Below are 12,703 nucleotides of genomic sequence, written 5' to 3' on the forward strand. Positions count from 1 at the left end.
GTCCGTCACTGCAATTGGTTTTGGAGCAACTTTTGAGTCAGCCTCTTTATTTATTCGAATTCGGTACTTGAAATCTATCTGAAAGCAATTTGAAAATCCGTTTTCATTCCGTTACACTGAAGTTGCATGTATTTTCTGAAAATTAACGAGAAAGAAGGAATTGGATGACTGTTTTTAACTTTTCCGCAGGTCCAGCCGTTTTACCTGAACCTGTCTTACGTAAAGCACAATCGGAATTATTGAATTATCGAGGGTCCCATCAGTCTGTCCTCGAGCTCAGTCATCGCTCCGCCCTATTCGAAGCAATCTTAGACGATGCAACGTCGCTCGTCCGCGAACTGCTTGAAGTGCCGTCAGACTATGATGTCTTGTTCTTACAGGGTGGCGCAACGCTCCAATTCTCTATGTTGCCACTGAACCTTGCGACGACTCATCGTGTCGACTTCATCGATACGGGCGGCTGGTCGCAAAAGGCGATTGCCGATGCTGCTCCTTATGCATCGACACGCATCATCGCCTCTTCCCGAGACGATCACTATCGGTCGATTCCGGCCGGTCCTTTTACTTCGGATGCCGATTATCTACACGTGACATGGAACAACACGCTTGAAGGGACGACTTTTCAGGAAGCTCCACGTGTCAACGTCCCGCTCGTCGCTGATTTTTCTTCATCAATTTTATCAGAACCGATTGATGTCAGCGCGTTCGACGTCATCTATGCAGGCGCCCAAAAAAACCTCGGTGCTGCCGGTATGACACTTGTCATCATCAAAAAAAGTTTAGTCGAGCAGACACCTTCTGCTCTCGGTTCATACTTACGTTATGACGTTCATGCGAAACACCATTCACTCTACAATACACCACCTACGTATAGTATTTATTTAACGAAACTCGTTCTCGAATGGATAAAACAAGAGGGCGGATTACAGACAATCACGGCACGCAACCGTGCTCAAGCCGCCTCGCTTTATGATGCGCTCGACCACTCCGACCTGTTTTCGAATCAAGTCGCTCACGCAGATCGAAGTTTGATGAACATCCCGTTTTCGACAGGACAACAAGCCTTAGACGATGCCTTTATCGCATACGCCGAACGACACGGCTTAGTGAACCTACAAGGACATCGTTCTGTCGGCGGTATGCGGGCTAGCCTTTATAACGCGATGCCGACCACTGGTGTCGAAGCTTTACTATCCGTCTTACGTAAATTTGAACAGGGGGAACGTTAAATGTACCAAATCCAGTTGTGGAATGATTTGTCTGAAAAAGGACTGAGTCGCTTTACGGACGATTACCACGTCCATCGCCAAGTTGAGGCACCAGATGCTTTCCTCGTTCGAAGCAAGGACTTACACGGGATGCAGTTCGCCGACTCCTTGAAGGCGGTCGCCCGTGCTGGCGTCGGTGTCAATACGATCCCGCTCGACCAACTCGCAAATCGTGGGATCCCCGTCTTTTCGACGCCCGGTGCGAATGCGAATGCCGTTAAGGAACTCGTCATCGCCAGTCTTTTTTTAACAGCCCGAAAATTGATACCGAGTATCCTTTGGACGAATAATTTACGCGGACCAGACATCCCGGAACGGATCGAAGCCAACAAGCGGCAATTTGTCGGGACAGAGCTGTTAGGTAAACGAATCGGCATCGTTGGCCTCGGGGCAATCGGGGCAAATCTTGCTAATACGCTGCATGAGTTAGGGATGACCGTTTCCGGTTACGATCCGCATATGTCGATTGAATCCGCATGGCGGGTCTCAAATCAAATTCATCGGGTGACGAATCTTGAAGAACTTCTTGCGACGAGTGACTATGTCACGCTTCACCTTCCACTCGTCGATGCAACACATCACCTGCTCGATGAACGCTTGTTGTCGAAAGTCAAGCAAGGTGCGACGCTACTTAATTTTTCGCGTGGTGAGTTGATTGATGAAGCTGCACTCGCAACCGTCCTGAAATCTGGTCGCCTCGCGAACTATGTGACCGATTTCCCGAATGCCTTCATTTTATCATTACCGCGCGTCATCCCGTTGCCGCATATCGGGGCATCGACGGCTGAAGCGGAGGAAAATTGCGCCATCATGGCCGTCGATCAGCTAAAAACGTTTCTTGAGACCGGCAACATCCGTCATTCCGTCAACTTCCCGTCAGTCGAACTCGCCGATTCAGGTAAACGTCGCTTGACGATTGCCCATCAAAATATTCCGAACATGGTCGGTCAGATTGCTTCTGTCCTCGCGACGGAGCGTATTAACATCGCGAACATGATTAACGGTAGCAAAGGGCCGATTGCCTATACGATCATCGACATCGATAACCATCTTGACGAAACGATTTCCTTGACACAGCTCGATGCGATTCCCGGCATCTTAAAAACGCGACTACTTTAAAGGAGTGATCTCATGCCAACATTCGAACCTTTCCAGGCACTACGACCACAAAGTAAATATGCAGAAACGTTCTCTTCGCTACCTTATGATGTCTTCAACCGGGCTGAAGGACGGGTCGAGGTACGCCGTCGCCCTTTATCCTTCCTTCGGATCGACAAAGCTGAAGTGACGCTACCTAATCTAATCGATGAGCACGACATGCGTGTTTATCAACAAGCTGCCCTCCACTTCAAGGATGCACGCGATAGTCAAATCCTAAAGCTTGACGAAGACGAATGCTATTACCTCTATCGTCTCCGTGATGGCGAACATGTCCAAACAGGTTTTGTCGGTTGCGTGTCCGTAACTGATTACGACGACGGCTTCATCCGTAAACACGAATTTACGCGTCCTGATAAGGAGCGAGATCGCGTCCGTCAAATCGATGCGTTAGAGGCACATACCGGCCCCATCCTACTCGCCCATCAACCGGATGATGAACTCAATCGAATCGTTGCAGAACAGAGTACGAATGTCCCGCTCTATCAGTTCACCACCGAGGACGGGATTGAACATACAATCTTTAAAATTACAAATCGCTCTGACATGCTGACGATTGGGAGTCAGTTTGCTCGTCATGACGCACTGTACATCGCGGACGGACATCACCGGGCAGAAGCGGCATCAAAAGTTGCAAAATTACATCCGGACAACGAAGAGGCACAACTGTTCCTTGCTGTCTCCTTCTCAAGTGATCAATTAAAGATCATGGGGTATCATCGCGCTGTCGAAGATCTTTACGGACAATCGGTCGACGAATTACTCGAACGGATCAGTCAACGCTTCACCGTGACGGTTGGTCGTGCTGAGACGACGCAAAAACACCGGTTTGAGATGTATCTTAAGCAACAATGGTATACGCTCGATTACACGGCGCAACAGACGACTGTCAAAGACAATCTTGACGTCTCTATCCTTCAGCATGAACTTTTGACACCCTTTTTAGGGATTGAAGATCCTCGGACCGATGCACGGATTCAATTCGTCGGTGGCATCCGTGGGTATGCTGGACTAGAACAACTCGTTGATCACGGGACGATGGCAGTTGCCTTTCACTTACATCCGACCGACTTGACGGATTTGATGCAAGTCGCGGATGCAAATCAAGTCATGCCGCCAAAATCGACGTGGTTCGAACCAAAACTGCGTAGCGGTTTACTGATTCATCGCTTTTTCAGCTGACAATATAAAAGGATTGGCGCAAAAATTGCGCCAATCCTTTTTCTTATCCATTCTTTATTTGTAAGATCGTCCCATGGATTGGCCCTACGTTGATTTCACCAGCCCACTCTGTTCCGTCCAGTAAGTTGACTGCACGTCCTGAAAATTCGAACCGCGCTTCTTTCTCCCCATTGTTGATGAGGATGAGATAGTCCCCATGTGGTGAGGAGCGCCGGATAACGAACTGATTTTTTTCGTCATCGATTTGCTCAAAGACATACGATGCTTCATTCGCGAGCGCCGGATGGGCTTTTCGTAACGCAATCAATTCCGTTACGTAGCTAAGCAGTTCTGTGTCTTGTTTTTCTTGATCCCACTCCATACATTTCCGGTTTGCCGGATCCTGCCCACCGGTCATACCGATTTCATCACCATAATAGATGACAGGACTTCCCGTGAAGGTTAAGAGCGATAATAACAGCAGTCGCATCCGTTCCTTATCGCCACCCGCTCGTGTCAATGCACGTGGTGTGTCGTGAGAGCCAACTAAGTTAAACATCACCTCGTTGACGTTCATCGCGTTTCCGTTCAAGTTCCGGACGACGGCATCACTAAATTCAGAGGCTGTCGTTTCTCGCGTCGCAAAGAAGGTCAAGAACGCTTCCGTCAGTCCGTAGTTCATGACGGCATCAAATTGATCTCCAAACAACCACTCTTGCGAATCCGTCCAGCATTCTCCAACGATATAGGCTTCCGGATTTGCCATACGTACTTCTTTTCTGAAGTCACGCCAAAAGGCATGATCGACTTCACTCGCGACATCGAGCCGCCAGCCGTCAATTCCAAACTCTTCGACCCAGTATCGTCCGACTTTCAACAGATAGGCTTTGACATCTGCATTCGCCGTGTTCAACTTCGGCATGTTGGCTTCAAAAGCAAATACTTCATAGTTCGGCGGGTCCATCTCGATCGGAAACGAATCAATCATGAACCAATCGGCATATTCTGAATCAGCCCCCCGCTTGATGACATCTTGGAACGTCGGGTGGTCGACACTGACATGATTAAAGACGGCGTCGAGTAATACGCGAATCCCGTTCGCATGTAACAATTCGACCATCTCACGAAACTTCTCTTCCGTCCCGAATGCAGGATCGAGTTTCAAGTAGTCAAGCGTGTCGTACTTATGATTGGAGGGTGCAGCGAAAACCGGACAGAAATAAATCCCGTTGATCCCCAAGTTTTTCAAATAACCGATGTTGTCAATCACACCTTGAAAATCGCCACCAAAGTGATTCTCGTAAGCCGGTGCTTCCGACGCCCACGGGACCGTTCCTTGTCGGTCGTTCGTAACGTCTCCATTCGCAAACCGATCAGGGAAAATTTGATACCAGACCGTCTCTTTGACCCATGCCGGTGCATCGAATACGTCGACTGCATTGATGTACGGAACGGCAAAATAATAACCGGGGTGGTCAAGCGGAATCTCGTCGTACCATCCCCGTTCCGTGTAGATTGCCGTTTCCTCAGCAGTCGACAACTCGAATCCATAACGGACACGTCTTCGACTCGGTTTTATGGCGACGAACCAATAGTCGTGCGTCGCGTCAGCACCTGTCCGAATCATCGGTGTTTGTTGCGTTTTCCAAAACTTTTCTTTATCCGGATCAAAGTTCCAGTCCCGATCTTCTTCTCGTTCTGCATCCCATTCGTATGGATCGCCATGAATCAGTCGGATACGGTCGACATCCCCTTTTGCTGTCGTCAACCTGATATGGACTGTTTCTTGATCGTACTTGTAGACATATGGCGACATCGCCCGGTGAAAAACTGCCTGCTTATTAATGATCCGTCACCCCTTCAGAATAGCTATAGATTTAATTCCTGTTCCCGACTTCGTACCTCTTATAAACGTTTTCCGCAAAAAGTCAGCTATTCCCTCACCATTTTGATTCAGTATTTCCCTGTTTTTGATGTATACTGATAACGCAGAGGAAGCCGTCTGGTTTCCAACTAAAATCGAAGTCATGTGAAAGAGAGAGTGGATTCTGATGGGTCGTAAATGGAATAACATTAAAGAAAAAAAGGCATCGAAAGACAAAAACACCAGCCGGATTTATGCGAAATTCGGTCGTGAAATTTATGTCGCTGCGAAACAAGGTGAACCGGATCCTGAATCAAACCAAGCACTTAAAGTTGTTCTCGAGCGTGCGAAGACGTATAACGTGCCACGGGCAATCGTCGATCGGGCGATTGAAAAAGCAAAAGGCGGCGCGGAAGAGAACTTCGATGTTCTCCGTTATGAAGGATTCGGACCAAGCGGCTCGATGGTCATCGTCGAGACATTAACGAACAACGTCAACCGGACGGCCTCAGACGTGCGGGCTGCCTTTGGGAAAAATGGAGGCAACATGGGTGTCAGTGGTTCCGTTGCCTATATGTTTGACGCGACTGCCATTTTTGCTTTTGAAGGAAAATCGGCGGATGATGTTCTTGAATTGATGATGGAAGCGGATATCGACGTCCGTGACATCCTAGAAGAAGAGGAAGCCGTTATCATCTACGCGGAACCCGATCAGTTCCACACGGTCCAGGAAACATTAAAAAATGCCGGTGTGACGGAATTTTCAGTTGCCGAGCTCGTTATGCTCGCTCAAAACGAAGTCGCTTTATCTGAAGAAGATGTGCAGCAATTCGAAAAAATGGTCGATGCACTCGAAGATTTAGAAGATGTGCAACAGGTCTATCATAACGTTGAACTTTAAACGATAAAAAAGCAGCCTTTTGGCTGCTTTTTCCTTTTTTAGCTGACGCTTGGTTTAACTATCCTTCCAATTACGCGCTACCTTATTTACAAAATACATATATGAAACGCGTTTCATGACAAGCAAAAAAAAGATTCTTTTTTTATGTTTAGTTCTTCAATTTAATGGGAAAATTATTAATCGGAACGGTTAATCTTTGGAATAGCCCGTTTGTTTTGTAAGAGAAGAAGGAGGAATAATCATGTCATATGCAGTCATTGAAACTTTTAAACACATCGTCAACGAGGCTACTCGCTTTAATCGGGTCGACTTTGGTGGTTACGATATTTATATGCAGACGAACGATGGTCGCCTAATTACTGCTCACATCCGTTTCGACGGTGGTGGTGAAGATCAAAACGAGGCGTATTTACTCCTCGAATCAAGCACCGGTCAACGCCGGATGACGACACTGACGTTACATCAGTTCGAACATCTTTCATCCTATACTGCCCATAGCGAACGAATTCAAGCCCTCGAAAGTACGAGTGCTTAAGTGGTTTTCTAATACATGTCAACAGCGCCTCCCATTACAGGACGCGCTGTTTTTTTACACTTCTTCGTTTTCTAGACGCTCACGTTCCGCATGTGTTTGCGGGAAACCATTCGCTTGCCACTCTGCTTTTTGGATAGAATCGAGTTGTGTTAAGCCAACTTCCGATTCATCTTGACCTTGATCGACACTCGGACGACGATCGAGCTCAGCTGAATCACTGATGCTTTGATTTTGTTTCGCGCATGAACGTTTATATTGCTTGATTCCGAAAACAGACACTGCGGCTAAGCTACCTACAAACAGACTGCGCTTTAATGTAGTATTCATGATTTGGTTCCCCCTGCTTTCCATAGTAAATGATCTTACTTGAATAATGTTCCCTCAATGATTGCAGATTAATCACTTTCTAACCAAGGCTAAAAATTTTTTTCAATCCTTTTCACCCGTGTTTCTACATATTTAATATTTCAATCTAAAAACACTGGTCTCCTTTGCTTCATGAGGGTTCTAGTCATGCAGAGACGGCAAATGTACGCTATACTTTTAACAGGTGCTCAATCATAAAATCGAATGAATATGGCTGAGAGGACAAGTCCCAAGCAGAACAAACGCTTGCGTACGAAGTCCTTCTTTCATTTACTCGGTTCATTTCAAAGGAGGGAATCTTGTGTCATTGCTTCATTTGGCCATCTTGTTGCCATTACTTGCTAGTACCTTCATCCCATTCTTGTACAAACAGTTTCGCTCCGTGCATACGGGATGGTTCGTCTTGCTCGTCCCTCTTTCGCTCGTTCTTTACTTTAGTCAATACATCAGTCAGACGATGGCTGGGGAGACTGTCACGCAATCGATGCAGTGGATCCCGTCACTCGGAATCAACTTCGTCGCTTACATCGATGGTCTCGGACTATTGTTCGCCCTGTTGATCACAGGAATCGGGACGCTCGTCGTTCTCTATTCCGTCTATTATCTTGATGCAAAAAAAGAGGCGCTGCATAATTTTTATGTCTACTTGCTTCTTTTCATGACGGCGATGCTCGGAATCGTCCTCTCCGACAACATGATCGTCATGTACATGTTTTGGGAGATGACTTCGATTTCTTCATTCCTGTTGATCGGGTATTGGTATGAACGGGAACGTTCCCGCTATGGTGCTCAAAAATCAATGTTGATCACCGTCTTTGGTGGACTTTCAATGCTCGGTGGAATCTCGATTCTTTCGTTACTATCCGGCTCCTTTAGTATCCGCGAGTCATTCAGTACACTCGGTACGTACAGTAATGATCCGATGTTTCTTGTTGCACTCGTCCTCTTTTTATTGGCAGCCTTTACGAAATCGGCTCAATTCCCGTTTCATATTTGGTTACCGGATGCGATGGAAGCGCCGACACCGGTCAGTGCTTACCTCCACTCGGCAACGATGGTCAAAGCCGGTCTTTATCTCGTCGCTCGGATGAGTCCGATCTTTGCCGAGACGCCACTTTGGTTCTATCTTGTCTCTGGCGTCGGAATGTTCACGCTATTCTGGGGATCTCTCAACGCTGTCAAACAAGTCGATTTAAAAGCAATATTAGCGTACTCGACGATTTCTCAACTCGGTCTCATCATGTCGCTCCTCGGTTTAGGAGCCGCCGCCTTGCAGGTCGAGGCATTGCCTGACAGTTTATATACGATCGCGACCGTCGCGGCCGTCTTCCACTTGATTAATCACGCAACCTTTAAAGGAAGCTTGTTCATGATGGCAGGAATCGTTGACCACGAAACCGGAACACGCGATTTACGTAAGCTCGGTGGTCTATCACAATTGATGCCGGTCACGTTTACAATTGCGATGATTGGAACATTGTCGATGGCAGGTGTCCCACCATTCAACGGTTTCCTAAGTAAAGAGATGTTCTTGACTGGAGTCAACGAAGTATCTGAATCCGGCTTATTCCACTTGGAAACGTTCGGCTTCTTATTCCCACTTTTCGCCGTCGTCGGAAGTATCTTTACGTTTGTTTATAGTTTACTGATCGTCTACCGGACGTTCCTTGGACCAAAACAGCACGATCAGTTACCAAAAAAACCACACGAAGCACCAATCGGGATGTTGATCTCACCTATCATTTTGGCTTCACTCGTCATCTTGATCGGTCTTTTCCCGAATATGTTGTCGGAAACGATCATCCGTCCGGCGGCCGAAGCGATCTTACCGCAGGTCCTAGCTGCTGGTGGTGAAATTGATGTCCACATTAAGCTTTGGCACGGATTGAATCTTGAACTTCTCTTCACCGTCATCATCATTACGGTCGGGTTCATCTTGTTCAAGACCTTCCCGAAATGGCAGTCACTCTATAACCGGATGCCGAAAAGTTTCTCGCTGAACCATCAATATGATGGCTTGTTACGCCGCGGTGAAAAAGTTTCGACGGCGATTCACGATGCGGTCATGACCGGATACATGCGGTCTTATCTCGTTTATATTTTCGGATTCATTGTCCTCCTTGTGTTATCGAGCCTGTTTTTCTTCGATGCCTTCGCCTTCGACGTCGATCCCTTAAGCTCGATTTCCGCTTACGAAATCATCTTAGTGCTCGTCCTCGTCAGCAGTGCGCTTTCGATCACGTTCGCTCGGTCGCGTTTGACATCAATCATTTTGCTCGGAGTCGCCGGTTATTCGGTCGCTTTGTTCTTCGTCTTGTTCCGGGCACCGGATCTCGCTTTGACGCAACTCGTCATCGAGACAGTTTCTGTCGCACTGTTCCTGCTAGTGTTCTATCACATGCCGGAAATCAGTCGTAAAGAAGAACGAATTAAATTTAAACTTGGAAATGCTGCGATTTCAGTATTGGTCGGTCTCAGCGTGACACTCGTTGCCTTGTCATCACTCAGCCAACGCTCGTTTGCCTCAATTGCTAAGTACTATATTGATAACGTGTATGAATTGGCGGCTGGCGGAAACATGGTCAACGTCATCCTCGTTGATTTCCGTGGTTTTGATACACTGTTCGAAATCAGCGTGCTTGCCATTGCTGGTCTTGGCATCTACGCGATGATTCACTTCAGAAAGACAGGAGGCATCGACAAATGAAAAAACCAATGAAAAAGAATACGAATGACGTCATTCTAGAGTCGGCGACGACGTTCATCACCTTCATTATTTTCTTGTTTGCCGTCTACTTGTTCTTCGCTGGACATTATACGCCAGGTGGCGGATTCATCGGTGGACTAGTCACTGCGTCTGCTCTCGTGTTGATTTTGCTTGCCTTCGACATCAAGACGCTTCGGCAAATCCTGCCGTTCGACTACAAGATGGTGACAGCCGTCGGGATGTTGATCGCTGTTTTGACGGCGTCCGGTGCCTTACTGTTTAATGTACCGTTCTTCACCCACGCCCATGGGTACTTTGATTTACCATTGTTCGGAAAAACGTCTTTGCATACGGCCATGTTATTTGACCTAGGTGTCTACTTCGTCGTCGTCGGCGTCACGATGACGATCATTCAAACGATTGGGGAGAGTGATTAACAGATGGAGATTATCATGGCGATAGCTGCAGGCATCTTGACGATGTGTGCCGTCTATCTCATTCTTTCAAAAAGTATTTTACGCATCATCATCGGAACCGGCTTGCTCAGTCACGCTGCCCACTTAATCGTCATGACGATGGGTGGACTGAAGACTGGTGCTGCGCCCGTCCTTGAAGACGGAGTGACGAAATATACCGACCCACTCCCGCAAGCGCTTGTCTTGACCGCAATCGTCATTAGTTTCGGGGTAACAGCATTTTTCCTCGTTCTTGCCTACCGAGCGTATCAAGAGCTTGGGACCGATAATATCGAGGAAATGAAAGGAACCGATACGAATGATTAATTTACCGCTATTACCGATTTTAATTCCACTGCTGACTGGTGTCTTGTTGATGTTTTTCACGAAACGTCTGTGGATGCAACGTATCGTGTCCTTCTTGTCGACGCTGTTGACGATTGGTGTCTCGCTTTACCTCGTCTCTCAAGTCAAGGCAAACGGGATTTTGACGGTCACACTCGGCAGTTGGCCGGCACCGTTCGGCATCACACTCGTTTCAGATATGTTATCCGCATTACTCGTTTTGACGACGAGCGTGCTCGTTTTCTTCGTCATTTGGTATTCGATGACGTATCTGTCGGAGCAACATCAACGTTTTTATTACTACATCGCCGTTCAGTTTTTGCTCGTCGGTGTCAATGGCGCCTTTACGACCGGTGATATTTTTAACATGTTCGTCTTCTTTGAAGTCTTCTTGATTTCATCGTATGTCTTGATTGTGCTCGGTGGTAAACCGGCGCAGTTACGCGAGTCGTTGAAGTATCTGTTGGTCAATGTCATTTCATCTGCTTTGTTCGTCATGACGGTCGCTTTTTTATACGGCATCATCGGCACGCTCAATATGGCAGATATCTCGCAAAAGATTTCTGAAATCAATCAGCCCGGAATCTTGAGTGTCATCGCGATTTTATTTTTAGTCGTCTTCGGCTTAAAAGGAGCGATTTTCCCGCTTTATTTTTGGTTACCTGGCTCGTATCAAGTGCCACCGACACCCGTCCTCGCCTTGTTCGGTGCTCTCTTGACGAAAGTCGGTGTCTATGGCATCTTGCGGACGTATAGTTTGTTCTTTTCGAACGAAATCGGGATCATCCACTCGCTTCTTGGGGGATTGGCACTGGCGACAATCATCATCGGTGTCATCGGCGCCCTCGCGACAAAAGATGCGAAACAAATCTTAATCTACAACATCATCGTTGCCGTCGGCGTCATTCTTTACGGCGTTTCCGTCATGACTCGTCAGTCGCTCGAAGGAGCCGTCTTCTACCTGTTACATGATATGTTAATCAAAGCAGCTCTCTTCTTGCTCGTCGGTATCATGGTCGGAATTGCGGGCTCGAGCCGTCTTAAAAGCATGGGTGGAATGATTAAGGCTTATCCGTTGCTTGGCTGGACGTATTTCATCGCTGCCTTGTCCTTGGCTGGTATCCCGCCGTTCAGCGGGTTCATCGGTAAACTACTGATCGTCCGTGGCGGGATTGAAGCCGGTGACCTCGTCGGACCGTTCATCGTCCTTGCGTCAAGTTTGCTTGTCCTCTATTCCGTCATGCAAATCTTCATTCGCGGATTTTGGGGTACACCGAAGACGTATACGGGTTCACGACGTCATCTCGTCAAACAATTGCTCGCTCCATCAATTCTTTTAGTAATGATTACCGTCGCGTATGGGGTCGGGGCAGAAGCCGTTCGTCCATTCATCACCCAAGCCGTTGATCCGCTCGTCGATCCATCACTTTATATTCAAGCTGTACTGAAGGAGGGCTAATCGATGCCATTTCAATTAATGCTCAATGCTTTTTTAGCCATCTTATGGATGTTTCTATCGAACTCCTTCACGACTTCGTCATTCATCGTCGGTTATCTACTCGGGTTGATTGCGATGTTCGCGATGCGTCGTGGTTTCAGTAGCCGGTTTTATCTCGGTCCGGTCATCGCTCTAGTTCGCCTCTCGATTCGGTTTCTTTACGAATTGGTCGTTGCGAATATCGAAGTTCTGGCCGTCATCTTAAAACCGCGACTCGATATTCAGCCCGGTATCTTTGCGTACGAGACGACGTTAAAGAAAAACTGGGAGATTACGTTACTTTCTATGTTGATTACGTTGACACCCGGAACACTCGTCGTCGATATCTCAGATGATAATAAAACACTGTATATCCACGCGCTTCATATGCCAGAAGCGGATGAAGCTGTCGCTGCCATCCGGAATAGTTTTGAAAAAGCGATTCTGGAGGTGAGTCGATAATGTT

General features: G+C 47.3%; 12 protein-coding genes. 10 read left to right on the top strand and 2 right to left on the bottom strand.

The window, feature by feature from the left end; all coding sequences use genetic code 11:
- The first annotated feature begins 164 nt into the window (after nt 1-164).
- Genes serC through KNP96_RS13650 form a run of 3 tightly spaced genes read left to right on the top strand, consistent with a single transcriptional unit; the run spans nt 165 to nt 3,608 of the window.
- Nucleotides 165-1,229 (top strand): 3-phosphoserine/phosphohydroxythreonine transaminase, encoded by a 1,065-nt coding sequence (gene serC / locus KNP96_RS13640; protein ID WP_214771142.1) that lies wholly within the window; start codon nt 165-167, stop codon nt 1,227-1,229.
- Nucleotides 1,230-2,387, top strand: coding sequence for a phosphoglycerate dehydrogenase (locus KNP96_RS13645; RefSeq protein ID WP_088837234.1), 1,158 nt, complete (start codon nt 1,230-1,232; stop codon nt 2,385-2,387).
- A gap of 12 nt (nt 2,388-2,399) precedes the next feature.
- Entirely contained in the window at nt 2,400-3,608 is a 1,209-nt protein-coding gene (locus tag KNP96_RS13650) for a DUF1015 domain-containing protein (protein ID WP_214771145.1), read from the top strand.
- A gap of 43 nt (nt 3,609-3,651) precedes the next feature.
- Here KNP96_RS13650 and KNP96_RS13655 read toward each other — a convergent pair whose 3' ends face one another.
- Nucleotides 3,652-5,433, bottom strand: a complete 1,782-nt coding sequence (locus KNP96_RS13655) for a glycoside hydrolase family 13 protein (RefSeq protein WP_214771182.1) — start codon at nt 5,431-5,433, stop codon at nt 3,652-3,654.
- Nucleotides 5,434-5,638: 205 nt separating this feature from the next.
- Between KNP96_RS13655 and KNP96_RS13660 the strand changes: the two genes are divergently transcribed.
- A complete protein-coding gene (locus KNP96_RS13660; RefSeq protein WP_029330405.1) occupies nt 5,639-6,352 on the top strand; it encodes a YebC/PmpR family DNA-binding transcriptional regulator in 714 nt (237 codons plus the stop codon).
- A gap of 241 nt (nt 6,353-6,593) precedes the next feature.
- A complete protein-coding gene (locus tag KNP96_RS13665; protein WP_088837237.1) occupies nt 6,594-6,887 on the top strand; it encodes a hypothetical protein in 294 nt (97 codons plus the stop codon).
- A gap of 54 nt (nt 6,888-6,941) precedes the next feature.
- Here KNP96_RS13665 and KNP96_RS13670 read toward each other — a convergent pair whose 3' ends face one another.
- On the bottom strand, nt 6,942-7,214 hold the full coding sequence (locus KNP96_RS13670) for a hypothetical protein (RefSeq protein ID WP_088837238.1): 273 nt from the start codon (nt 7,212-7,214) through the stop codon (nt 6,942-6,944).
- A 340-nt stretch (nt 7,215-7,554) separates the two neighbouring features.
- On the opposite strand from KNP96_RS13670, the gene KNP96_RS13675 reads away from it, so the two are divergent.
- From KNP96_RS13675 to KNP96_RS13695, 5 genes are read left to right on the top strand one after another with little or no spacing between them, the layout of a single operon-like run.
- Nucleotides 7,555-9,960: a Na+/H+ antiporter subunit A gene (locus KNP96_RS13675; RefSeq protein WP_214771148.1), complete on the top strand. Its 2,406-nt coding sequence runs from the start codon at nt 7,555-7,557 to the stop codon at nt 9,958-9,960.
- Nucleotides 9,957-10,397: a Na(+)/H(+) antiporter subunit B gene (locus KNP96_RS13680; RefSeq protein ID WP_200872396.1), complete on the top strand. Its 441-nt coding sequence runs from the start codon at nt 9,957-9,959 to the stop codon at nt 10,395-10,397. Before KNP96_RS13675 ends, KNP96_RS13680 begins: the two co-directional genes overlap by 4 nt.
- 3 nt (nt 10,398-10,400) lie before the next feature.
- Entirely contained in the window at nt 10,401-10,742 is a 342-nt protein-coding gene (locus tag KNP96_RS13685; protein ID WP_088837240.1) for a Na(+)/H(+) antiporter subunit C, read from the top strand.
- Entirely contained in the window at nt 10,735-12,219 is a 1,485-nt protein-coding gene (locus KNP96_RS13690; protein WP_088837241.1) for a Na+/H+ antiporter subunit D, read from the top strand. The genes KNP96_RS13685 and KNP96_RS13690 overlap by 8 nt, the downstream gene beginning before the upstream one ends.
- Nucleotides 12,220-12,222: 3 nt before the next feature.
- Nucleotides 12,223-12,699 (top strand): Na+/H+ antiporter subunit E, encoded by a 477-nt coding sequence (locus tag KNP96_RS13695; RefSeq protein WP_088837242.1) that lies wholly within the window; start codon nt 12,223-12,225, stop codon nt 12,697-12,699.
- Nucleotides 12,700-12,703: the final 4 nt, after the last annotated feature.

Origin of the sequence: Exiguobacterium sp. s133, from assembly GCF_018618595.1 — a bacterium.
Taxonomy (GTDB): Bacteria; Bacillota; Bacilli; order Exiguobacteriales; family Exiguobacteriaceae; genus Exiguobacterium_A; species Exiguobacterium_A oxidotolerans.

What these genes read in the sequence shown, in the direction of transcription:
- serC (WP_214771142.1), top strand. Translation starts at nt 165, where the DNA reads ATGACTGTTTTTAACTTTTCCGCAGGTCCAGCCGTTTTACCTGAACCT.
- KNP96_RS13645 (WP_088837234.1), top strand. Translation starts at nt 1,230, where the DNA reads ATGTACCAAATCCAGTTGTGGAATGATTTGTCTGAAAAAGGACTGAGT.
- KNP96_RS13650 (WP_214771145.1), top strand. Translation starts at nt 2,400, where the DNA reads ATGCCAACATTCGAACCTTTCCAGGCACTACGACCACAAAGTAAATAT.
- KNP96_RS13660 (WP_029330405.1), top strand. Translation starts at nt 5,639, where the DNA reads ATGGGTCGTAAATGGAATAACATTAAAGAAAAAAAGGCATCGAAAGAC.
- KNP96_RS13665 (WP_088837237.1), top strand. Translation starts at nt 6,594, where the DNA reads ATGTCATATGCAGTCATTGAAACTTTTAAACACATCGTCAACGAGGCT.
- KNP96_RS13670 (WP_088837238.1), bottom strand. Translation starts at nt 7,214, where the DNA reads ATGAATACTACATTAAAGCGCAGTCTGTTTGTAGGTAGCTTAGCCGCA.
- KNP96_RS13680 (WP_200872396.1), top strand. Translation starts at nt 9,957, where the DNA reads ATGAAAAAACCAATGAAAAAGAATACGAATGACGTCATTCTAGAGTCG.
- KNP96_RS13685 (WP_088837240.1), top strand. Translation starts at nt 10,401, where the DNA reads ATGGAGATTATCATGGCGATAGCTGCAGGCATCTTGACGATGTGTGCC.
- KNP96_RS13690 (WP_088837241.1), top strand. Translation starts at nt 10,735, where the DNA reads ATGATTAATTTACCGCTATTACCGATTTTAATTCCACTGCTGACTGGT.
- KNP96_RS13695 (WP_088837242.1), top strand. Translation starts at nt 12,223, where the DNA reads ATGCCATTTCAATTAATGCTCAATGCTTTTTTAGCCATCTTATGGATG.